The sequence below is a fragment of the Methylobacterium sp. GC_Met_3 genome (genome assembly GCF_026540775.1).
Lineage (GTDB): Bacteria > Pseudomonadota > Alphaproteobacteria > Rhizobiales > Beijerinckiaceae > Methylobacterium.
The window spans coordinates 139,685-160,659 of record NZ_JALNUL010000007.1 but is presented as its reverse complement, the minus strand read 5'-3'; the positions used below and the strand labels follow the sequence as shown (position 1 = coordinate 160,659).

Genomic DNA, 20,975 nt, shown 5'->3' with positions numbered 1-20,975 from the left:
GAGGCACCGCGCCGCTCGATCCTGCACCACCGCCACCTCCAACTCCTCCCCACGAAGGGGGAGGAGAGCGTGTCCCTGGAGCGGACCGGTAACGCGAGAACCCCGCTCAGCAGAGAGACGCATCGTCGGCGCCGCGTCCTTCAGGCCGCGAGTTGCCGCGCGCCGTGGCGGCTTTCCTGGATTTCCTTGAGGATTTCGGCGCAGCAAACATCGAGATCTCCAGGATTGCGGCTCGTGACGAGGCTCTGATCGGTCTTGTCTCAGCCGCGGATCGACCCTTGCCCTGGCGCGATTGTGGGGCCGCAACCGTGACCGTCGCGCCGACTTCGGACAGCTTCGCGTACGGCAACGTCAACTCGGCTCTCGCGAAACCGTCTGTGGCGAGGATCGGGTTCTTGCCGTGCTTGATGTCTGGCATGGCGGGCTTCCCTGCTTGCGGGGATATGCCCGACCAAAAGGGGGTCGAATCCCGCGTTCCCATGGCCAAACAGCGGTCAGCGATCACACGGGCCGATCACGGAACCCATGCTGGCCCGCACTGTTGGTCACCATTCCATGTGCATCAGGAGCCGCGTCATGGCCAATCCCGGCCTACCCGAGCCTACGCCCGGCGATCTGCCGCCGCCCCCGCCCATCCCTGATGAGGAGCCCGATATCGGCCCGACCGGACCGCGCACGCCGTATCCGGTGAACGACCCCGGCATCGGTGAGCCGGGTGGCCCAGGCTCCGAGCCCGACATCTTCCCGGGTGCGCCGACCGATCCCGGCACGCGCATGTGACGCGGGCGGTCAGTGGCCGCCGTGCGAGGTGCGAACGTCGCGTGGCGCGCTGAGGATCTCGGAGAGGCTCGTCACGACGTGGCGGGCCTCTTCGTCGGTGAGGCGCAGCTGGAACGGCGGCAGCGCGCCGGCCTGGAGCGCGACCACGGCCTGTCCCTCCTCATCGGTGCCGACCTCGATCGCCGATGACGTGACGTCGAGCATCGCGATCTCCTCGTCGCCCATCTCGTCCCCCAAATCGGGCTCGTCGGTGTCGTCGATCGCCGTGAGGAGCTGACCGACGGCGCGCACGAGGGCGCGGGCGGCCCGGGCATCCATCACCACCGCCGTCGCCTGATCGTCCTTCTGGAAGGACAGCTGGATGTTCGCACCGTCCAGCGAGACCGATATGCCTGCCATGTATCGTCCAGAGCCGCGCGCCGTAACTGTTTGCACGCACACCGTATATGCATCGCGGAGCCCCGAAATCACAGGGGGCCGTGCATCCCGGATGTACGTTCCGCTTAGGCCTGCGACGCAGAAGATACGCAGCCGGCGCCTTGTTGCCGCCGCAGCGCTCGCCTAAATAGGTGTGTGGGGGGCTTACCCACCGAGGCTGACGCCGTTTTAGGTTCAGCGACTCGCGCCCCGCCACACTGGCCAAATCCAGAAAGACCGTGGTGCACCACGCGGCCCTCGCGCCGTGCCGGTCGCCTATGGACCAATGAGGTACACTACGTGAATACCGGTACTGTAAAGTGGTACAACGAAACCAAGGGCTACGGCTTCATCCAGCCTGACGATGGCGGCAAGGACGTGTTCGTCCACGTGTCGGCTGTCGAGCGCGCCGGAATGCGCAACCTGATCGAAGGTCAGCGGGTCACCTACGAGATCCTGACCGACAAGCGCAGCGGCAAGGACGCCGCGGGCAACCTTCAGGCGGCCTGATCCCTCGGTGGATCCGACCCTGCCCTCGTGTTGCGCATGACGCGACGGGGTTTCAGGCAAGGATCGCGAGCCGGCCGCAAGATGCGGCTCCCCCTTCCGACGCTACCGATCCTGGCAAAATTGTCCTTGAGCAGGTCGCGCCGGAGGCAACATCCCAGAAACGATGCCGGATCAAGCAAGCATCCGGTTCAGAAAAGATCAGAAAAGAAAAGACGTTTATGTTATTCGAGTACACACGCCGCCGCGGTCTTCGTTCCCCCGTGACCGATGCCCCGACCTTCCGGGTCGGCAAGCTGGCCGAGGCCCAGAATGCGGACCAGACCGGGGCTGACATCAGCCACCTGATTGATCGCTCCTACAACTACCATTCCCCGCGCGAGCTGCATTGGCATCTCGCCGACCGCCTCGGGCTCGCCCCGACTGCGGTGACGCTCCGCGAGACGCGGGCGAACTGAGGCGCGCTCAGCGATCCCGACTCAGCGGCCCCAGGCCGCGAGGACGGGATCGCGCAGGGCCGCCGGGACCGCGAGCAGTTCGTTGTGGACCGGATCGGCCCGGTTGTAAGGGGTCGCTACGCCATGCAGGTCGCAGACGATCCCCCCGGCCTCGCGCAGGATCAGATCAGCGGCCGCGAGATCCCAATCCCGGGCATGGCCCGAGATCATGCCCACATCGACACTCCCCTCCGCTACCCGCGCGAGCCGCAGGGCAAGCGACGGGATCCGCGCGATCACGGTGAAGTCCGGGTTCGGCCCGGCACCCCGCGCCAAGCGGTCGAGCATCGGCTTCGGGCCGGTGACGCGTGCTCCTGGCAAGTCTTGTCGCACATCCACCCGGATCGGTATCTTGTTCCGGGTCGCGCCGCGACCGCGCACGGCCTCGTAATCGACTTCGAGCGCGGGCGCGTGCACGAAGCCGATCAGCGGCTCGCCGTCCGCCAGCAGCGCGACCGCGATCGACCAATCCGGGTGGCCCGACAGGAACGCCCGGGTGCCGTCGATCGGATCCACGATCCAAACGAGGTCGTGGCCGAGGCGCGCCGGGTCGTCGGCTGTCTCCTCCGACAGCCACGCCGCCCGCGGGACGAGCGCGCTCAGGCGGACCTTCAGGAAGGCGTCCACCGCGACGTCGGCCTCGGTCACCGGTGAGCCACCGGCCTTCGACCAGATCCGCGCGGTGGTGTTGCCGCCGAGCCGAAAGAACGGCCGCGCGATGTCGGCGGCCTCGCGCATGACGGCGCGCAGCTCCGGCATCAAGGCGGATACGGCGTCGTCGGTGAGGGGCTCGGGCATCGTGCTCCGCGTAAGAATCGTGGGGGCCGAAGGGCCTGTCGCGCCGTCCACCCGGTCGCGCGGATGGCCTTGCGTTCGGGCTGAGAGGGCAGGGCACGGAGGATCGCACGCCCGACCATTCCGTTGTAAGGCGCCGCCCGCACCGCCACAAGGATGCTGGTTGATCAATCGATAACGACCAATCCGCGCAAGGAAATGTTGAGCATTCAAGGAAGCATTGAGCATTCCACAAATGACAGCCCTGTCCAGAATCGCTTAACGACGGCTCTTAAGCGGTGCGGAGGAGTTCGGATGCGATTTTGCTTGGCATAACGGACGGCCTGACAGGGGCCGCCACTTGCCCCAGGGACTCGGACCGATGAACACTTCCCCGTACACGGACGAACGTCGCGCAGGACATTGCATGCCGGGTGCCGAGGGCACGCTTCATCTCACGGCCTCGCCGCTGCCGGTGATCGGCCGCATCCCGGGCGCCCGTCGCGCCGCCGGGATCGCGCTCGCCTACGCCGTCGAGGAGGCCGAGATCGCCGGGGCCGATCGCTTCAGCCTGATCCTGGTCGACGCTGCGGGTGAGGAACTGCACCGCCTCGGCTGCTTCGACGAGGATGACGTCGTCGCTATCTGGCGCGACATCGCGGCGCGCGCCGGACTGGTGCGGATGATCGTCCGCGAGGATGGCGTGCTCCAGCCTGTCACCGAGCAGATCGGTCGGCTGATCCTCGGCCGGGTCCGGATCCGTCGGCGCCATGCCGGGCTCGGCGGTCGCCGCCCCCGCTTCCTCGCCCGCCGCAAGACCGGCCGGTTGCCGGCACGGCCGCAGATCTATCGCGGCGAGAACGAGATCATCGCCCGGACCTGATCCGCACGGCGCATCACGAGAGGGTGCGCAGCAGTGCGTCGGCCGTGAGGCCCGCGAACAGGATCAGGCCCGCATCGCGGTTCGAGCGGAACAGGGTCAGCGCTCCGCGCCCGTCACGCTCCCGCAGGGACAGGACCTGCCAGGCGAGATGCCCGGCGAAGGCCGCCACACCCACGAAACCCACGGGGCCCGCCCCGGCCCGCCACGCCGCCAGCGCCACCAGCGCGGCTGCGAGCGCGTAGCAGAGGCCGACCGCGCCGCGGACATGCCGGCCGAACAGCCGGGCGGACGAGCGGATCCCGGCCATCTCGTCGTCCTCGATGTCCTGGACTGCGTAGATCGTGTCGTAGCCGACAATCCAGAACCATGCGCCGGCGTAGAGCAGCAGCGGCGACGCATCGAGGCGCGCGAACACCGCCGCCCAACCCATCAGCGCACCCCAGGCGAAGGCCAGCCCCAGCACGCCCTGGGGCAGCGGCATGATGCGCTTCATGAACGGGTAGATCGCGACCGGCAGCAGCGAGCACAGCCCGATCAGGATCGCCTGCTCGTTGAACTGCAGCAGCACCGCGAGCCCCACCAGGGCCTGGACCACGAGGAACAGGGCCGCGTGGCGCGGCTGGATCTGACCGGAGGGGAGGGGGCGCATCCGCGTGCGCTCGACCTGCGCGTCGAGGTCGCGGTCGGCGATGTCGTTGTAGGTCGAGCCCGCTCCGCGCATCGCCACCGCGCCGATCAGGAACAGCAGGCAGTGCCAGGGATCGGGGAAGGCTTGGTCCGCCGCGATCGCGGCCAGCGCGGCCGACCACCAGCACGGCAGCAGAAGCAGCCACCAGCCCACCGGCCTGTCGATCCGCGCGAGGCGGAGATAGGGGCGCCAGGATCGCGGCGCGACCCGCTCGACCCAATGACCGGCGACCGCATCGGCCGGACGTCGATCCTCGATCACGACACCGCCCGTCGGCTGCCCGCTCATCGGTCGGGTCTCCGGTCGTCCCGCATATCGATCCTTCCGCCGTCGCGGAGGAAGGATTCGCGTCGGATCCGCAATCCCTTAGAGCCGTGCCGGATCGTGATGCAATCGGGCGCGGCTCTCGCAGTTTGCATTAAGTCGCTCTCTCGCACCGATTCGGCGGCGAGCGCGGGCGACGTCCTTACAGCGCGCCCTGCGGCAGCTTGAAGCTGCCGGTCAGGCCCGGACCGCCGAGCAGGCCGCCGCCCTGGCCGCTGGCCTGAGCCGAAGCCTGCGCGCGGGCCTGGGCCTCCATCTTGGTTGCCTGGGCCGCCACGCTGCAGATCTTGGTGCGGATGCCGCTAACCTTCATGTGGTCGGCCTTGAAGCCCTCCGCGAAGGAATCGGGGATCGAGCACCACTCCTTGTTGGCGGTGATCCACTTCATACCCTCGGCGCCGTTGGACTGGAGCCGCCCGAACAGGGCGCAGGCCTCCTGCGGGGTCATCTTCTTCTTCGTCTGCGAGGCCGCGTTTGCCTTGCTGACCAGCGCCTTGCGCTCGGCCAGGGTCTTCTGGATCGTGCCGCATTCCGGCGCAGCGCCCTGCGCGGAGGCTGCCGTGCCGAACATCACGGTGCCGACCAGCACCGCCGCTCCCAGACTCAAGCGCCCCTTCACCATCCCGCAACTCCCTCGACGCCCCTGCCGAATCCGCGTGCGGCCGGCCCAATTCCGTATTGATGGGTTCGCCATAGGAATGTGGCGTCAATCGAGCGACAAACCGGCTCTCCCTGGCGTCTGTGCATCGAAGGCCGAAAAGCCGCGGCCGTAACCCTTTGGCAACACTTTCGCCGGCGCCTTGCGCGTTGACAGGTTCGAGGCGTCTTGCGACCACGCCGGCATGCCGGCCTACGATTTCACAGCTCCGCGCCTCTACGTCGCCGCCGGCCTCGCCGAGGGTGTGAGCCTGCCGCTCGAACGGGCGCAGGCGAACTATCTGCTGAACGTCCTGCGCCGGGGGCCGGACGACCCCGTTCTGGTCTTCAACGGCCGCGACGGCGAGTGGCGGGCCCACCTCGTCCAGACCGGACGGAAGGGCGCCGACCTGCGCGTCGCTGCGCAGACCCGCCCGCAGCCTGCGCCCGCCGATCTCCATTACCTGTTCGCCCCGCTAAAGAGCGCCCGCCTGGATTACCTCGCGCAGAAGGCGGTCGAGATGGGGGCCGGCACGATCCGGCCGGTGATCACCCGCTACACGCAGGGTGACCGGGTCAACATGGACCGGCTGCGCGCCAACGCCGTCGAGGCCGCCGAGCAATGTGGCATCCTTGCGATCCCGGACTGTCCGGATCCCGAGCGGCTTCCCGACGTGCTGGCCGGCCTGGATCCCGAGCGGCTTGTCGTGTTCTGCGACGAGGACGCGCCGGTGCGCGATCCGGTGCGGGCGCTCGCGGCCGCAGCCGATCCCCAGGCACCGCCTCCGCTCGCCGTGCTGGTGGGGCCGGAGGGCGGCTTCTCAGAAGAGGAGCGGGCCTTGATCCGGGCCCGGCCCAACACGGTCGCCCTGTCGCTCGGCCCACGGATCCTGCGGGCCGACACCGCAGCGGTCGCGGTCCTGACGCTGGTCCAGGCCGTGCTCGGCGACGCGCGGTGATGGACGGGTCGGCCCGATTTCATGTGTGCCCGCGCACATCAGGGCGTGAAGGCGTCTGATTGTTTCCGCGGTACGGACGTGTTCGCGCATGTCGGTCGACGGCGCCGCGTTGTGGGTTTTCGGCGCCTCGACTATGTGCGTGAACGGACGCCGCCTGCGCCGCGCGCTTGTCGGGGTCGGGGGCGGGCGTCCGCCCGGGACCCGTTCGCGAGTGGGGGAACCGGACGGACCCGCCGGAGCAACCCGGCGCGCTCATCCCAGGCTCAGGTCAGACGCACGGACGGGTGGCGCATGGCGCGCGACAGCAACGACAGCACGCCGATTACCTCGCGTGCCGAACTGATCGAATGGTTCGCGGCCGGCGAGAAGCCGCGCGCGCGATTCGCGATCGGGACCGAGCACGAGAAGATCCCGTTCTACCGGGAGAACCGGGCGCCTGTGCCGTACGACGGGGACCGCGGCATCAAAGCCCTTCTTGAGGGTCTCGCCCGCGAGACGGGCTGGGAGCCGATCCTCGACGTGGGCCATATCATCGGCCTCGCGGCCGAGGAGGGCGGGGCGATCTCGATCGAGCCCGGCGGGCAGTTCGAGCTTTCGGGCGCGGCCCTGCCGGACGTCCACGGCACCGCGGCGGAACTCGCGACACACCTCGCGGCCACCAAGCGGGTGGCCGATCCCCTGGGCATCGAATTCCTGACCCTCGGCATGAGCCCGAAGTGGCGCCGGGACGAGACCCCGGTGATGCCGAAGAGCCGCTACAAGATCATGGCGTCCTACATGCCGAAGGTCGGATCGCTCGGCCTCGACATGATGCTGCGCACCGCCACCGTGCAGGTGAATCTCGATTTTGCTTCCGAAGCCGACATGGTGCGCAAGATGCGCGCCTCCCTGGCGCTGCAGCCGGTCGCCACCGCGCTCTTCGCCAACTCACCCTTCACCGACGGGCGGCCGAACGGGTTCCTGTCCCGCCGCTCCGAGATCTGGCGCGACACCGATCCCGACCGCACCGGCATGCTGCCCTTCGCGTTCGAGGCCGGGTTCGGCTACGAGGCCTACGCCGACTGGCTGCTCGACATGCCGATGTACTTCGTGAAGCGCGGCGACACCTACCACGACGTGTCGGGCGCCTCGTTCCGCGACCTGATGGCCGGCAAGCTGCCGCAACTCCCGGGCGAGTACGCCACGGTTGCGGATTGGGCCAACCATGCCTCGACCGCCTTCCCCGAGGTGCGGCTCAAGCGCTTCCTCGAGATGCGCGGGGCCGATGTCGGCGATCCCGGGATGATCGCCGCGCAGGCGGCCTTCTGGGCCGGGCTGCTCTATGACGAATCGGCCCTCGACGCCGCCCTGGATCTCGTGAAGGGCTGGAACGCCGGCAACCGCGAGGCCGCACGGGCCACGGCGCCGCGGCTCGGCCTAGCCACCCCCGTGGCCAACACCACGCTGGGCGCGGTCGCCGCCGAGGCCTTGGCGATTGCACGGTCGGGCCTGCGCGCGCGCGGCTGCCGCGACGCCGAGGGTCGCGACGAGACGATCTATCTTCAGCCGCTCGAAGCCATCGTGGCGGCCGGCCGGACCCGAGCCGACGATCTGCTCGCCGATTATGAGGGCCGCTGGGGCGCCTGCGTGCGCGCGACCTTCTTGGAATGCGTGTTCTAGGCCTGCGTTGACGGCGCGAACGCGCCAGCGCGACGCAAGCCCGAAGCGCAATAATGGAACGTTCCGAAGCATGCTGTCATGCGCAGGAGAGTGTTCCATGATTCGCTACGCCGCCGCCCTGCTGGCTGGGATGGCGTCCCTGTCGGTCAGTGCCGGTCCCGGCTTCGCCGCCGATCCGCCGCAGTATCGCGCTGGACCAACTATGGGCCGTCGCCTCGCCGGCCCGCCGCCGGGGCCGACCCGGCCGCCGTTCTACAGCTATTACGGCGAGTACCAGTACCCGGTGCCGTTCGGGTACGGCTACGCCTACGCGCCGACGCGCTCCCACGGTTTCGAGTACGGTTATTACGGCCCCCGCTACGCCTGGTCCGACCCGGATTGGCATGACGGGCCCGCCTTCAGCCATCCCGAATGGTGAGCGGAACCGGTTCGCCGAAACGGTAAGGCCTGGAGCGCTCTGCGCCGAGGTGTGGATACCGGTTCGGCGCAAGAGAGCGCGTTGAAACGAAAGCTTAGCGCCGCGCCCGATTGCAACGCGATCGGGCCCAGCTCTAAGACGCTCCCGGTCGGGATCGCGAGCGCGCCGCATGCAGGATGAGACGGATAGCGTCGCCCTCGATCTCAGCGGCCTGAAATGCCCGCTCCCGGTCCTGCGAACCCGGAAGGCGCTGCGCCGGCTGGCCGCAGGGAGGATTCTGGTCGTCACCTGCACCGATCCCATGGCGATGATCGATATCCCGAATCTCGTTCGCGAGGAGGGCGCACGGCTCGACGCGGCGGAGCGACACGGTGATCGCCTGTGCTTCCGTATCGCGCGTTCCGCGATGCCGCCGCATTCCTGAACGATCCGTCAGACTTTCCAGGGACGGGATGAAACCGGCATGGCACCACGGATCGGGGGCGTGCGCCTCGTGCACGACGGCTGGGCCCGTTTCCTCGTGGCCGAAGTCATCCAAGAGGATGGGACCCGCATGACGCGGGAGATCGAGGATCACGGCCGGGCGGTCGCGGTCCTGCCGTACGATCCAGATCGGCGGGTCGCCACGCTGGTCTCGCAGTTCCGGGCGCCGGTTCTCTATTCCGACGGTCCACCGACCCACATGGAGGTGCCGGCGGGCCTGCTCGACGAGGGCGCGGCCGAGGATGAAGCCCGGCGCGAGGCCATGGAGGAGACGGGCCTGCGCCTGAGCCAACTCGACCCCATCGCGAGCGCGTGGTCGATGCCGGGCATCTCAACCGAGCGTATGGACCTGTTCCTGGCCGCCTATGGGGCCGCCGACCAGGCCGGGACCGGCGGCGGTCTGGCCTCGGAGGGCGAGGCGGTCACAGTCCACGAGATCCCGCTCCGCGAACTGGCCGCCATGGGCCGCGATGGTCGGCTTACCGACATGAAGTCGCTGGTGCTGCTGTACGCGCTTCAATTGCGGCGGCCCGACCTGTTCTGAGGTTCGGGGCGGCGGCGCCTGCCGGGCTCACAGAAGCAGCAGTAACTGCTTCTCTCCCTCCCCCGCGAAGGGGGGAGGGAGGGCGCGTGTCACAGCCGAACTACGATTGTGGATATCGAGGGAGGAGGAACGCGTTGTTTCCCGAAGCCTGAGTTTCCGAAAGATGCCCTTGGGGAATCCCCTCAACCCCCGCGATCCACGAGCCGGCCCCGGGCAACGATGCCGATGAAGCGCCAGGACTTGACAAAGTAGCGCCGGAACAGCCGTCGCGGTGCCTGAATGAAGCGGAAGATCCATTCGAGGCCCAGGCGCTGCATCAGCCCCGGCGCGCGCGACAGATACCCCGCCGCCACGTTCAGCGCGTCGCCGATGCAGAACACCACGGGGTCGCCGAGCGTGGCCCGGTGCCGGTCGATCCAGATCTCGGACTTCGGTGCCCCGACGCCCATCACCAGCAATGTCGTCCCGTGGGCCCGGATCCGCACCGCGAGGTCCGCGCTGTAGTCCGGATCGGCCTCGAAGCCGAAGGGCGGAACCGCGCTCGCCACCGCCCCATCCGGAAGGCCCCTGTCCCGCAGCCGGGTCGCGAGCGCGTCCGCCGCGTCCTGGCGGGCCGAGACCAGGAAGATCCGCCGGGCGAAGGCGGGCGGATCGGCCATCACGCAGCCCATCAGGTCGTGACCGGTCACCCGGTGGACCGGCCGGCGGCAGGCCGCCCGCGCCAGCCAGACCAGTGGCATCCCGTCGAGGGTCCGGGCGGCCGCCCGGCTGTAGGCACCCCGAAAGGCTGGATCCGTGCTGAGCTGAACGATGTGATCGACATTGGCGGTCACGATCATCCGAGGACTGTCGTCCCGCCGGGCCGCCACCGCGGCCACGATCGATTCGGCGCTGCCGGTCTGGAAGCGCAGGCCGAACAGCTCGACGGTGGCACCCGGCAGGGCCGAGCCGGGGAGCAGGGCGGTGGGCAACCGTGCGCTGCGCACCTCCCGTGGAAGCGGGTCCGCCGCTTCCAGATCGAGTCGGAGCCGCCCAAAATTACGCATCGGCGGCTCGGAAGCTCGCGGCGGGACGGGGCGCGGCACGCTGCGACCGGCGTCGGTCGCTGTCGGCGCCGAGCATCAGGGCGATGCCGCCGCCCATGAGCAGACCGAGCACCAGGGCCAGCGGCAGCACGATCTTCGGCGACGGCGGGAAGGTCCGCTGGCGAGCGGGCGTCGCCACCGAGATGATGCGCACGTTGGTGGTGTTGAGCCGCTCCTGCTCGCTCGCCTCGCGAGCGCGCTTCAGATAGGCCTCGTAGACGCCCCGGCGGGCTTCGAGCGTCCGCTCCAGCTCGCGCAGGCCGACATAGGCCCGGTCGCTCGACACCGTCTCGGTCTTGACCCGGTCGAGGCTCCCCCGGATCGCGGTCTCGCTGGCGGCGGCCCGGTCGTAGTCCTTCTGGGTGGTATCGATGATCCGCTCCTTCTCGCGCTGGATCAGGCGCTGAAGGTCACGCTGCTGGGCGTATTGCTCGGCCATGGCCGGGTGGCGCTCGCCGAGCCGGGTCGCCAGCTCGGCGGTGTTGCGGGAGAGCGTGGCGTATTGCTGACGCAGCGCCTGCATTTCCAGCGATTGCAGCATCTCGGGCAGGGCGGTGCTCGGATCCGACGAGCGCATCCTGCGCGCCTGGTCGAGCCGCTCCTTCGCCTCCGCGGTCTTGATCGCGGCCGTGACGAGCTGCTGGTTCAGGTCGCCGAGCTGCTGATCCGTGAGCAGCCGCCCGCTCGACGCCACGAGCTTGTGATCCTCGCGATAGCGCACGACCGCGCCCTCGGCCTGCTCGACGTCCCGCTTGAGGCTGGCGAGGCGGCCCGCGAGGGCATCCGAGGCGCGGCGGGCGGTGTCGGTCCGGGCCGAGGCCTCCTCGGCAAAGTAGGCGTCGCCGATCGCGTTGGCGATCTGCGCGGCCTTCTCGGGATCGCGAGACTGGACGGAAACGTCGATCACGAAGGTCCGCTCGGCGCGCTGGACGCTGAGGCGGTTCTGGAGCGTGTCGAGGGCGATGTTGACCGGGTTCCGGCTTCCGGGCGGCGGCAGCATGCCGAGCGCGCCCTTGATCCAGTTCACCGTCGGGTTGTCGCCGTCCGGCAGCACGAACTCCTCGTCCTGATCGAGATGCAGCCGCGCGATAACCCGGCGAAGCACGTTGTCGGACTGGATCACCCGCACCTGGCTCTCGGCGATCGAGACGCCGCTGTCAGCCTGCGGCTGGCGGGCGTTCACGTCGTTTTCGACGACCCGTAGATCGCTCGGATCGACGAGGATCTGGATGCTGGACGTGTAGCGCGGCGGGAGCAGGCCGAGCACCGCGATCGCGACCGCGACCATGAACAGGGTGCTCAGCACGATGAAGCTGCGGCCGCGCCACAGGCGCCGCAGCATCACCTTCGGGTCGTTGCGGGGCGCGACCTCCGGAAGCACAATCCGGATGGGTTGCTCACCACTTATTCGTGTCGAGAAGTCGAACATACGCCTCGCTCCCTGACCCTCTGAGACGGATCGGTTGTCCACCGTCCCGGTCGTCTGTCCCCGTTCCGATCAGCTTCGTACCAATTCGGGACAGGACCCCGCCGTGGGCAGTGTCTTCGATGGTACGGCAGCAATCCGTGTACCGCTAAGGTAATCTCACCTTGAGCCGTCCTCGGCGACTGAAAGCCTGTAGATGACGGGGTGAGAGATGACGTAAACTGCCGCACCTTTACGGCGATCAAAGCCGCCAGCCCGCCGCGGACTACGTACGAACCTCACACGTCGCCGTGATCGGCGACGATCGAATTCGGGGCAGCATAGGCCGCGGCGTCGCCCGCGAGGAACCGGCGGAAGCGCACTCCGTCCTCGGCCGCCGCCGCGTTCCAGCGTGCCACATTGGTCCGGCTGAGTTCGGCCGCGTGGATCAGACCGCCCCCGGTGATCCAATCCGTTAGCGCTCGGGCCGCCGCATCCGGCGCCTCCGGCCGGATCAGCAGGCCGGAGCGATCCAGAACTTCGCGGAACACGGCGTCGTCCGGCGCCACAACGGGTAGGCCGCCATGCTGCACCTCCAGCAGCGGCAGGCCGAGCCCCTCCGCCTTCGAGGTCGACAGCAGAACATGGCACGACGCCGCGAGGCCGCGCAGTTCGGTGTCCGACAGATAGCCGTGCCGGTGCAGGAACGGTGGTGGATCGTCCAGGAAGGCGTGACGGCCCCAGCCGATTCGGCCGACCAGATACAGTTCCGCGGGAATTCCAGCGCGGATCAGCGCCGACGTGAGGGCCAGGGCGGCTGGGTAGTTCTTCCGCGGCTCGATCGTCCCAATGGCGAGGAGGCGCAGCGTGTCACCCGGCTCGTAGGGAGCCGGCCCCGGCAGGTCGCCGAGGTCGAACGTGTCGCGCACCGGCGGGCGAAGCAGCGCGACGCGGGCACGCGGCGCGCAGACGGCGCGCACGGCCACGCCTGTGGTCCGGCTGTTGACGAACAGGTTCGGGCACCAGCGCAGGGCCAGGGCGAAGCTCGGGCTCATGTAGAGTCGGCTGCGCAGGCTCAGATCCTCCGGCCGGGTGAGTAGGAAGGTGTCATGCACGTAGAGCAGGCAGCGTTCGGCCGCCAAGGCGCAGAGCGGGCCCGGCGGAAAACCCGGGAACAGGAACAACGCGTCCCGGTCCCGCAGCGCGTGCAGGGGCATCGCAAGATGCTGCGCGGTAATCATGCCCGGCAGCGATCGGCTGGTGATCGCCCGGACCTCATGCGGCGCGAGCGTGTCCGGGGCGAACAGGTCGAGGGTAACCCGCTCGATGCCGGTGACGTGGCCACGCAGATGCGTCTGGTCGAGATAGATCCGCCGGATCCGGTCGGCGGTCGCGTCGTCTGGCTGCGCCGTCATGGCAGGCTCCGGCGCAGGCGGCCCGCGAGGTAGAGGCAGCGGCGCACGAGGAGTGGCATCCGGCGCCCGAGGACCATCTGCTTGGCACGCCGCAGGCGGCGCACGAGCGGCCGCGAGGCCGTCGGCACGGTCCCGGCGGCGCCCGCCTGCCGTGTGGCCGCGAAGGGGAAGTGACCGAGCATCGCGGGCGCGAAATGCGGTCCTGCCGCCGCATCCCGGAGCCCGTGCCGTCGGAAGACCGCCTCCAGCGACAGGGCGGCGGAGGCCGGGCTGTAGCGGCTCTCCAGGGCGATGCGCGCGAAGGCGCCGAGCCGGGCGCGCGTCGCTGGATCGTCCACCAGCGCCCCCAGGGCCTCGGCGAAAGCGCCGGGTCTGACGGGGACAAGGCGACCCGACACGCCGTCGATCACCGAGGAGGTCAACCCGGAGGTGCGGTAAGCCAGGGTTGGCACCCCGCACAGGCCGGCCTCGATCGGCGTCTGCCCGAGGGTCTCGTGACGGCTGGCAGTGACGTGGAGATCGCAGGCACCGTACCAGGCGGCCAATGTTTCTTCGTCGGCGATCAGCCCCGGCGCAAACAAGTTGGCGAGCCCGAGCCGCGCTGGATCGTCCAGCCGGCCGATCGCCACCACACCGACGCCCGGCCGCGCTACGGTTTGAAGGGCGGCACGCAGGTCGTCGAAACCCTTATCGGGGCCATCGACGATCACGGCGGAGATCAGGATCAGCACGTCGTCGGGCGGCAGGCCGAGCCGGCGGCGCAACGCCGCGCGATTGCCCGGGCGGAATACGGCGGTCGGGAAGGCGAGCCGGATCGGCTCCGCCACGGTGCCCGGGGGCGCGAGTTCCCGAGCGCGCGCCAGCGTCCAGTCGGAATTCGCGAGCAGCCACGGACCTGACGGGGCGGCCAGGACGGCGCGCTTGCGGGCATGCATGTCGGCGATCCGGCCGGGGGCGAGTTGCGGGTACTCGTCCGGACCCGGGCAGGCGGCATCGCAGCCCAGCGCGGCACGGCCGCACTCGCGGGGGTGGCAGCATCGGCCGGTCAGCGGAAACAGGTCGTGCAGCACGAGGGCGACCGGACCGCGCTGGCTGAGGCGGGCGATCACGTCGAGGCTGCGGGTCGCCCCGTGCAGGTTACCGGCCAGGACAAGATCGGGCGCCGCCGCCGCGATCTCCGCCTCGGCCTGCGGGAAGGTGTCGGTCCACTCGGCCGCTTCGGGTCGGTCGCTCAGCGCGATCGGGGTGAGGCGGTGGCCCGCGAGGGCGAGCGCCTCGGCGACGCGCCGCTGCGCCACACCGGCCCCGCCCTGCGTCCCGGTACCCGTTAGCGAGACGATGGACAGGCCGCCCGGTGGTATCGGCGCCGCCACCAGCCTGTGGAGCAGAACCGGGCGACCGATGGAGCGGCGGGCCTCCTCCGGGATCGCGAACCATATCGCGGCGTCGTCGAACAGCCCATCGGCGTCGATCAGGGCGGCCGGGTCGAGGCATCCGCGTGCCCAGAGCACGGAGCCGCTCATGGAGGCGATCCCCCCCGGCCCCGCCGCGAAAGCCGGGCCGTCGAGGCCCTGGACCGCCGTGTCGAACAGGACGCGCAGGCCCGCCACTGCGTCGGCCCCCGTCAGCGCTGCTTCCAGCGCCAGGGCGGTCAACGCGCCGGGGGCGAGGAGATCGTCGGCATCGAGCCAGAGCAGGTACTCGACGGTCGGATCGGCCAGGATTCGCGCGACGGTCGGGCCGGCGTCTCCGGGTGCGACCAAGTCGTGCCGAACCTCGGGATAATCCTGGCGCAGAACCGAGGCGACGGTCTCACCAAGGGCCGCTCCGGCCCGAACCACGGTGACGACGCGGATCCGGGGCCAGGGCAGCCCGTCGGGCAGCGAGGCGGGTCGGGCCGGGCCTGTGACGGCCGGGCCGAACGGCCAGCCGGCGATGCCGTGGGCGGGCGGCGATGGGGAAGAGGCGTCGGGCAAGGCGGCTCGGGCGGCGCGGGTATCGTGTCCGGCCGCACTCTGAACGCGAATGTTGAAGATTGCTTCTCGCGGTCCTTCTCGGAAGAAGGCGTTCCGCTGTCAGGCGTCCACGCGGATCCGGGCTGGGCCCACCTCCATCCGGCCGATCCGGGCGGCGGCCGGATACCCGCCCTCGCGGATGCGGGCCAGGATCGCGTCCGCCCGGTCGGCCGCACAGGTCACCAGCAGGCCGCCGGAGGTCTGCGGATCGGTGAGCAGGTGGCGGCGCCACTCCGGAAGATCGGCAGGCAGGTCGATTTCGGCGCCGAACGCGGCCCAGTTGCGGTGCGAGGCGCCGGTGACGAAGCCGTCCTGCGCCAGCGCCGCCGCCTGCGGCAGGAGCGGCAGCGCATCGGCTTCGAGCCGGAAGGTCAGGCCAGCGCCCCGGGCGAGTTCGAGGCCGTGGCCGAGGATGCCGAAGCCGGTCACGTCGGTGAGCGCGTGCACGGCGGGCTCGGCAGCGAGATCCGGGCCGATCCGTTTCAGCAGGGTGGTGGTGGCGACGAAGTCGCGATAGCCGGCCGCGTCCAGCTTCTCGCGCTTGATCGCCGCCGAATAGACGCCGACCCCCAGTGCCTTCGTCAGGATGACCGCGTCGCCGGCCAGCGCGTCGGCGTTGCGGCGCACGGCCTCCCGGCGGCAGGTGCCGATCACCGCAAGCCCGTAGATCAGCTCGGGCGTGTCGATCGAGTGGCCGCCCGCGACCGGGATACCGGCCTCGGTGCAGATCTCGGCGCCGCCGCGGAGGATCCGGGCGACGACCTCAGGCTCGATCTTGCCGAGCGGCATGCCGGGAATCGCCAGCGCCAGGATCGGCCTGCCGCCCATGGCGTAGACGTCCGAGATGGCGTTCGTCGCGGCGATCCGGTTGAAATCCACCGGATCGTCCACCATCGGGGTGAAGAAGTCCGTTGTGGCGATCACGCAGGTTCCGTCGTCGAGTTCCCAAACCGCGGCATCATCCGAGGTCTCGTTGCCGACGAGCAGCCGCTCGAACGGTTCGGCGGCCGGCTGTCAGGCCAGCAACTGGCGCAGGACCGCCGGATCGAGCTTGCACCCGCAGCCGCCGCCATGGGCGAGGCTCGATAAACGGGGGGCATCGGTCATGGCGGGTCTCCGGTCCGGGTGGCGCGGGCTCCCGTCAGTAGCGCGTCGTGGCCGCGGTGAGCCAGTCCGGCGAGGCCGCCACGATGACCGACTCCGCGCGCTTGTCGAGCCCGGTCAGCACGAGCAGCCCGAGCACGACGAGCAGAACGCCCAGGCCCGCCTTTGCGGTCCGGCCAGCCGCCGCGAGCCCGCCGCGCCAGCGCATCAGGGCTTCGCGGGAGGCGAAGCCGAGCAGCATCAGCGGCAGGGCGGCGCCGATTCCAAAGGCGAGCATCGTCAGCGCGACGTTCCCGAGATGCTCGCCCCGGGCCGCCATCAGCGAAGCGGCGCCGAGGGTCGGGCCGATGCAGGGGCTCCAGGCGGCGCCGAGGAGGAGGCCCACGGCGAACTGGCCGGACAGGCCACCCGGGCCGACGCCGCCGAAGCGTGCCTCGGCCCAGGCACCGACCGGACCGGCCGCGGTCGCGACCCGGGCCTGGAGCCGCGGCAGCATCAGCACGATCCCCATTCCCACCATCAGGATCGCGCCGGCGGAGCGGAATACGTCGCCATCCAGGCCGATGGCGAAGCCGACGGTCGCCACGAACAGGCCGATGATCGTGAAGGCGATCGCGAGCCCCGCCGCCAGGGCCAGCGGTCCGAGCCGGTGCTCCGCCGCCGCGGTGCCCAGGACGATCGGCACGAGCGGCAGCACGCAGGGCGACAGCACCGACAGCAGCCCGGCCAGGAACGCAAAAGCCACCGTTCCCAGCATCGAGCGTGTCCTCCCGAGTTGATGTTCGTTGCCGGCAGGCTTCGCCGGCGCCGGATCTAGCGTCAACGCGCCCAAGCATCACGGCCGCGTGTCATAGCGTGTTGGGAACCCGGCTGTGGGCAGCGCGCTTCGGCTGCCATCCGGTCGCGGATCGCGTCATGGCCGCAGCGGAGCCGAACGGTGACCATCTTCTTCACGGGCGACACGCATTTCGGTGATTCCCGCGCCCTGCGCTTCGATCACAGGCCTTATCCGGACCTCGACGCACACGATGCCGGCCTAATCGCGGCCTGGAACGCCGCGGTGGCGCCCGGCGACATCGTCTGGCACCTCGGCGATTTCGCCCTCGGCCCGAGCGGCACGCGGATCCACGAAATCCTCGACAGCCTCAACGGCGAGAAACATCTGATCGTCGGCAACAACGACGGACCAGACACCCTCACGGCGTCCGGCTGGGCCTCAGTGCGCCACTACGTGGAATTCGCCGTCGAGGGCCGGATGGTGGTGCTCTGCCACTACGCGTTCCGCACGTGGAACGGGATGAGCAAGGGCGCGCTCAATCTCCACGGTCACAGCCACGGCAAGCTTAAGCCATTGCCCAAGCAGTACGATGTCGGCGTCGATCCGATGGGCCCGGCGCCCGTGACGCTCCCCGCAATCCTCACGTCACGCTTGCGGGGCAAGCGCTGATTTCGGCCGGAACCTTCACCGCAGCTTCATCGTTTTTGCCCATAGAGACGGGGTGGTCATGCGCTGCCTCGGAAACCCAGCAGCGCCCGTTCGGTCTGCCCTGCAACGCGTGCGTGAGTGTAACCGTGCGTGCCAGTTCGGCTACTCTTCTTCGCCGCCTCGCCGGCCCCTTGGCCGGCCTCCTGGCCGGCCTCGCCCTGACCTCCGCGGCGCTGGCCCTGCCAGCCTGCCTGGAGGCCCAGCGCAAGGTCGACGAGGCGAATGCCCTGCGCTTCCAGGCACGCCAGGAAGCGCAGCTCGGCAACCACGATCGTGTCTGCGACACGCTCGATGAAGTTGGCGACCGCTACGACGATGCCCGGGACGCATTCGAGCAATGCGGCGAGGGCGTCGTAGCGATCGATCTGCGGAGCGAGCTGCGCGGCCTGCGGATCGCCAAGAAAATCAATCGCTGCGACTGATCGGGTGCGCTCGCGCACTTCGAGCTGCCCGCGTTCGCAGCAACGTCCCGTCATGCGCGACGCATGTCGCCCCTAAGGTTTTGCGCCGATGACCCCCGCCCCCCTGTCGACCGCCGCACTCGAGCCGTCCGCCGTCCGGACCGGTCCGTCCTTCGCCGCCGCCTTGTGCGGCTTCGTCAGCACCACCGTCGCAACGACGATGCTCTTGGTTCTGATCGGCGCGCTTTGATCACGGCGAGACCGACCAGAAGCGCTGGCGGTTGAACAGGATTTCCTGAGCCGCCCCGTTCGGAGCCGCCTCCTGGCGTCGCCCACAATCCGGCTCAGGTGCCTTTGGGGCCGCCGCAAGGGCCATGGGCGGTAAGATCGGCCTCAGGCCTAGGCGCACCTGAACCTCCGGTTGCCGGGCGGCCGCGATCGTCAAGACGCCGACGATGAGACCACCGGCCACGGTTCCGAAAAAGAAATTCAACATCGTCGCGGTGATCCGGGGCCGGCTTCTCAGGCCACACTGTGTGTTCGTTGTCCAACCCGGCGTTATCATGGCCGACCTGCCGCTCACGCCGTCTTAACTCCTGATCTGCGACAGCTGTGGCCAAGCCTGCCTTGCTGGCAGGATTGATCCGGGGTCCACACCGCCGATGAACACAGCCGCCAATGCTTACGCCCGTACCGCCCACAGCGCGCTGACGCCCCGCGAAGCTGAATCCCAGCTTCTGCTGAAGGCCGCGCAGCGCCTGATCGGAGCCAGCCAAGCCCTTGCCACCGGAGAACACGCCCGCGTCAACGAGGCGTTGTCGTACAACCAGCGCGTCTGGACCCTCCTCAGTTCGGAGGCCACTGCGGACCGAAATCCGCTTCCCGTCGATGTGAAGCAGGGTGTCGGGCGCCTCGGGGCGTTCGTGCTGCAAAGCTGCCTCGACACGATGATCGCGCCGACGCCGGATAAGATCGCCACGCTCGTCTCGATCAACAATCAGGTCGCTGCCGGCCTTCAGGGCAATCCTGGCTGAGCCTGGACGGCTCCTACGGGGCCGCTGCTGGTGCCGGATGCTCCGTCGCGGGCGTCCGGCCCGCACTCTCCCATTCGACCAATCGGCGGCTTAGCTTGAGCGCGCGGTAATATTCGCCGGCCTCGAGCTGTTCGACGATCGCCGCGATCTGCGGTGCGGCCGCCGGGGATTGCCGGATCAGGTCGGTCGCTTGGCGGAAGAACAGGTCCGTCCCCTGCGCCGGATCGTCGGCGAGGTAGATCACGGTCAGCGTCAGGTGGAGCTGCTTGCAGGCCGTATCGGCCTCGCTCTCCGTGATGATCTCGCTCTCGCGCAGGAATTTGCACTGCGTCTCGATCAGGAAGGTGGAGCGCCGGTCGCCGTTGCGCAGCAAAGCGCCGTTGATGATCAGCCGCTCGAACGGCTTGAGTTCCAGACGCAGGGGCATCGCGCGGTCCTTTCTGGAGCGCTGACCGCCGTCGCTGAAGGTCCGGCGGTTAGAGCGTGTCGAAGCAACGGCCCGGCGCCGCCCTTGATCGCGCTGCGATCGGGATCAGCTCGGGACGACATGCTGTTCTGATTTGTCAGTCGTTAACGTTTCACGAACCCGCCGAAAGAACGTCCGCATTGCGAGGCGCCGCCAGCATGCTAAAACTCAGACAAGTCCCGGTCCGGTCGCGGACGTGTTGGGAGGGATCGTCTGATGTCGGCATCGTCCGAGGGCCGCGCCCTCTATCCGAGCCTGAGGGACAAGCGCGTGCTGGTGACCGGTGGCGCGTCCGGGATCGGGGCCGGGCTCGTGGAGGCTTTCGTAGGGCAGGGCGCCCGCGTGGTTTTCTGCGACATCGCGGACGATGCCGCCGCCGCGCTGGTCGCGCGTCTCGCCCCGGCGCCGGCGCACGCACCGCTCTATCGGCGTTGCGATTTGACCGACGTCGAGGCGGTCCGCCGCCTCGTGGCCGAGGCCGAAGCGGCTCTGGGCGGCCTGGATGTTCTGGTGAACAACGCCGGCAACGACGACCGTCACAGTCTCGATGAGGTGACGCCGGCCTATTGGGACGACCGGATGGCCGTGAACCTGCGCCACCTGTTCTTCGCCGCTCAGGCGGCCGTGCCGGGCATGCAACGAGCCGGCGGCGGGGTGATCCTGAACTTCGGCTCGATCAGCTGGCACCTGGGCTCGAGGAACATGCCGGTCTATCAGACCGCCAAGGCGGCGATCGAGGGGATGACGCGGGCGCTCGCGCGCGATCTCGGCCGCGACGGCATCCGGGTGGCGACCATCGTGCCCGGCAACGTCCAGACCCCACGCCAGGAGAAGTGGTACACGCCGGAGGGTGAGGCCGAGATCGTCGCGGCGCAATGCCTCGATGGACGGATCCAGCCCGCCGACGTCGCCGCTCTGGTCCTGTTCCTGGCCTCGGACGACGCGCGGATGTGCACGGGGCACGGCTATTTCGTGGATGCCGGCTGGCGCTGATC

General features: G+C 69.3%; 25 protein-coding genes and 2 pseudogenes. 14 read left to right on the top strand and 13 right to left on the bottom strand.

The window, feature by feature from the left end:
• Positions 1-140: 140 nt before the first annotated feature.
• Positions 141-418, bottom strand: a pseudogene (locus OXS27_RS12370) (hypothetical protein).
• A 158-nt stretch (positions 419-576) separates the two neighbouring features.
• Here OXS27_RS12370 and OXS27_RS12365 point away from each other — a divergent pair.
• A complete protein-coding gene (locus OXS27_RS12365; RefSeq protein WP_243916165.1) occupies positions 577-780 on the top strand; it encodes a hypothetical protein in 204 nt (67 codons plus the stop codon).
• 9 nt (positions 781-789) lie between these two features.
• Here the strand turns inward: OXS27_RS12365 and OXS27_RS12360 are convergent, their stop codons facing one another.
• Positions 790-1,179 (bottom strand): hypothetical protein, encoded by a 390-nt coding sequence (locus tag OXS27_RS12360; protein ID WP_243916164.1) that lies wholly within the window; start codon positions 1,177-1,179, stop codon positions 790-792.
• A 318-nt stretch (positions 1,180-1,497) separates the two neighbouring features.
• On the opposite strand from OXS27_RS12360, the gene OXS27_RS12355 reads away from it, so the two are divergent.
• Both OXS27_RS12355 and OXS27_RS12350 read left to right on the top strand, forming a co-directional pair.
• Positions 1,498-1,707: a cold-shock protein gene (locus tag OXS27_RS12355; protein ID WP_243916163.1), complete on the top strand. Its 210-nt coding sequence runs from the start codon at positions 1,498-1,500 to the stop codon at positions 1,705-1,707.
• Positions 1,708-1,925: 218 nt separating this feature from the next.
• Positions 1,926-2,162: an AsnC family transcriptional regulator gene (locus OXS27_RS12350; protein WP_267356445.1), complete on the top strand. Its 237-nt coding sequence runs from the start codon at positions 1,926-1,928 to the stop codon at positions 2,160-2,162.
• A 21-nt stretch (positions 2,163-2,183) separates the two neighbouring features.
• Here the strand turns inward: OXS27_RS12350 and OXS27_RS12345 are convergent, their stop codons facing one another.
• On the bottom strand, positions 2,184-2,999 hold the full coding sequence (locus OXS27_RS12345) for a 3'(2'),5'-bisphosphate nucleotidase CysQ (protein ID WP_267356444.1): 816 nt from the start codon (positions 2,997-2,999) through the stop codon (positions 2,184-2,186).
• Between the two features lie 403 nt (positions 3,000-3,402).
• Between OXS27_RS12345 and OXS27_RS12340 the strand changes: the two genes are divergently transcribed.
• Positions 3,403-3,858 carry a DUF6101 family protein gene (locus OXS27_RS12340; RefSeq protein ID WP_243916160.1) on the top strand — a complete coding sequence of 152 codons (456 nt, stop codon included), beginning with the start codon at positions 3,403-3,405 and terminating at the stop codon, positions 3,856-3,858.
• Between the two features lie 13 nt (positions 3,859-3,871).
• On the opposite strand, the gene ubiA is transcribed toward OXS27_RS12340, so the two are convergent.
• Together ubiA and OXS27_RS12330 are read right to left on the bottom strand one after the other, a co-directional pair.
• Positions 3,872-4,834: a 4-hydroxybenzoate octaprenyltransferase gene (gene ubiA / locus OXS27_RS12335; RefSeq protein ID WP_267356443.1), complete on the bottom strand. Its 963-nt coding sequence runs from the start codon at positions 4,832-4,834 to the stop codon at positions 3,872-3,874.
• Between the two features lie 178 nt (positions 4,835-5,012).
• The gene (locus OXS27_RS12330) at positions 5,013-5,492 is read right to left on the bottom strand and encodes a hypothetical protein (protein ID WP_243916158.1); all 480 of its coding nucleotides are present in this window, start codon (positions 5,490-5,492) and stop codon (positions 5,013-5,015) included.
• Between the two features lie 220 nt (positions 5,493-5,712).
• On the opposite strand from OXS27_RS12330, the gene OXS27_RS12325 reads away from it, so the two are divergent.
• The 5 genes from OXS27_RS12325 to OXS27_RS12305 all read left to right on the top strand — a co-directional run bounded on the left by OXS27_RS12325 (position 5,713) and on the right by OXS27_RS12305 (position 9,569).
• Positions 5,713-6,465 carry a 16S rRNA (uracil(1498)-N(3))-methyltransferase gene (locus tag OXS27_RS12325; RefSeq protein ID WP_267356442.1) on the top strand — a complete coding sequence of 251 codons (753 nt, stop codon included), beginning with the start codon at positions 5,713-5,715 and terminating at the stop codon, positions 6,463-6,465.
• Positions 6,466-6,756: 291 nt separating this feature from the next.
• Positions 6,757-8,124, top strand: a complete 1,368-nt coding sequence (locus OXS27_RS12320) for a glutamate--cysteine ligase (protein WP_267356441.1) — start codon at positions 6,757-6,759, stop codon at positions 8,122-8,124.
• Positions 8,125-8,221: 97 nt separating this feature from the next.
• The gene (locus OXS27_RS12315) at positions 8,222-8,542 is read left to right on the top strand and encodes a hypothetical protein (protein ID WP_267356440.1); all 321 of its coding nucleotides are present in this window, start codon (positions 8,222-8,224) and stop codon (positions 8,540-8,542) included.
• A 169-nt stretch (positions 8,543-8,711) separates the two neighbouring features.
• Positions 8,712-8,966 carry a sulfurtransferase TusA family protein gene (locus OXS27_RS12310; protein WP_243916154.1) on the top strand — a complete coding sequence of 85 codons (255 nt, stop codon included), beginning with the start codon at positions 8,712-8,714 and terminating at the stop codon, positions 8,964-8,966.
• A gap of 39 nt (positions 8,967-9,005) precedes the next feature.
• Complete coding sequence (locus OXS27_RS12305) at positions 9,006-9,569, top strand: NUDIX hydrolase (RefSeq protein ID WP_243916153.1); 564 nt, start codon at positions 9,006-9,008, stop codon at positions 9,567-9,569.
• A 182-nt stretch (positions 9,570-9,751) separates the two neighbouring features.
• Here OXS27_RS12305 and OXS27_RS12300 read toward each other — a convergent pair whose 3' ends face one another.
• The 6 genes and pseudogenes from OXS27_RS12300 to OXS27_RS12275 all read right to left on the bottom strand — a co-directional run bounded on the left by OXS27_RS12300 (position 9,752) and on the right by OXS27_RS12275 (position 17,350).
• Entirely contained in the window at positions 9,752-10,615 is an 864-nt protein-coding gene (locus OXS27_RS12300) for a WecB/TagA/CpsF family glycosyltransferase (RefSeq protein ID WP_267356439.1), read from the bottom strand.
• Complete coding sequence (locus tag OXS27_RS12295; RefSeq protein WP_267356438.1) at positions 10,608-12,083, bottom strand: GumC family protein; 1,476 nt, start codon at positions 12,081-12,083, stop codon at positions 10,608-10,610. The genes OXS27_RS12300 and OXS27_RS12295 overlap by 8 nt, the downstream gene beginning before the upstream one ends.
• A 275-nt stretch (positions 12,084-12,358) precedes the next feature.
• Entirely contained in the window at positions 12,359-13,474 is a 1,116-nt protein-coding gene (locus OXS27_RS12290) for a glycosyltransferase (protein WP_267356437.1), read from the bottom strand.
• Positions 13,471-15,450, bottom strand: coding sequence for a glycosyltransferase (locus tag OXS27_RS12285; RefSeq protein WP_267356436.1), 1,980 nt, complete (start codon positions 15,448-15,450; stop codon positions 13,471-13,473). The genes OXS27_RS12290 and OXS27_RS12285 overlap by 4 nt, the downstream gene beginning before the upstream one ends.
• A gap of 99 nt (positions 15,451-15,549) precedes the next feature.
• A pseudogene (gene selD / locus OXS27_RS12280) lies at positions 15,550-16,596 on the bottom strand (selenide, water dikinase SelD).
• A gap of 34 nt (positions 16,597-16,630) precedes the next feature.
• Positions 16,631-17,350, bottom strand: a complete 720-nt coding sequence (locus OXS27_RS12275; protein ID WP_267356435.1) for a cytochrome c biogenesis CcdA family protein — start codon at positions 17,348-17,350, stop codon at positions 16,631-16,633.
• Between the two features lie 180 nt (positions 17,351-17,530).
• On the opposite strand from OXS27_RS12275, the gene OXS27_RS12270 reads away from it, so the two are divergent.
• From OXS27_RS12270 to OXS27_RS12260, 3 genes are all read left to right on the top strand, one after another.
• Entirely contained in the window at positions 17,531-18,040 is a 510-nt protein-coding gene (locus OXS27_RS12270; protein WP_267356434.1) for a metallophosphoesterase, read from the top strand.
• 125 nt (positions 18,041-18,165) lie between these two features.
• Entirely contained in the window at positions 18,166-18,501 is a 336-nt protein-coding gene (locus tag OXS27_RS12265; RefSeq protein WP_267356433.1) for a hypothetical protein, read from the top strand.
• A gap of 88 nt (positions 18,502-18,589) precedes the next feature.
• Entirely contained in the window at positions 18,590-18,730 is a 141-nt protein-coding gene (locus tag OXS27_RS12260) for a hypothetical protein (RefSeq protein WP_267356432.1), read from the top strand.
• Here the strand turns inward: OXS27_RS12260 and OXS27_RS12255 are convergent, their stop codons facing one another.
• Positions 18,731-18,976 (bottom strand): hypothetical protein, encoded by a 246-nt coding sequence (locus tag OXS27_RS12255; protein WP_267356431.1) that lies wholly within the window; start codon positions 18,974-18,976, stop codon positions 18,731-18,733.
• Between the two features lie 166 nt (positions 18,977-19,142).
• Between OXS27_RS12255 and flaF the strand changes: the two genes are divergently transcribed.
• On the top strand, positions 19,143-19,514 hold the full coding sequence (flaF, locus tag OXS27_RS12250; RefSeq protein ID WP_267356430.1) for a flagellar biosynthesis regulator FlaF: 372 nt from the start codon (positions 19,143-19,145) through the stop codon (positions 19,512-19,514).
• 13 nt (positions 19,515-19,527) lie between these two features.
• Here flaF and OXS27_RS12245 read toward each other — a convergent pair whose 3' ends face one another.
• Entirely contained in the window at positions 19,528-19,941 is a 414-nt protein-coding gene (locus OXS27_RS12245) for a flagellar biosynthesis repressor FlbT (RefSeq protein ID WP_243916143.1), read from the bottom strand.
• A gap of 255 nt (positions 19,942-20,196) precedes the next feature.
• Between OXS27_RS12245 and OXS27_RS12240 the strand changes: the two genes are divergently transcribed.
• Positions 20,197-20,973, top strand: coding sequence for an SDR family oxidoreductase (locus OXS27_RS12240; protein ID WP_267356429.1), 777 nt, complete (start codon positions 20,197-20,199; stop codon positions 20,971-20,973).
• The last annotated feature ends 2 nt before the right edge of the window (positions 20,974-20,975 follow it).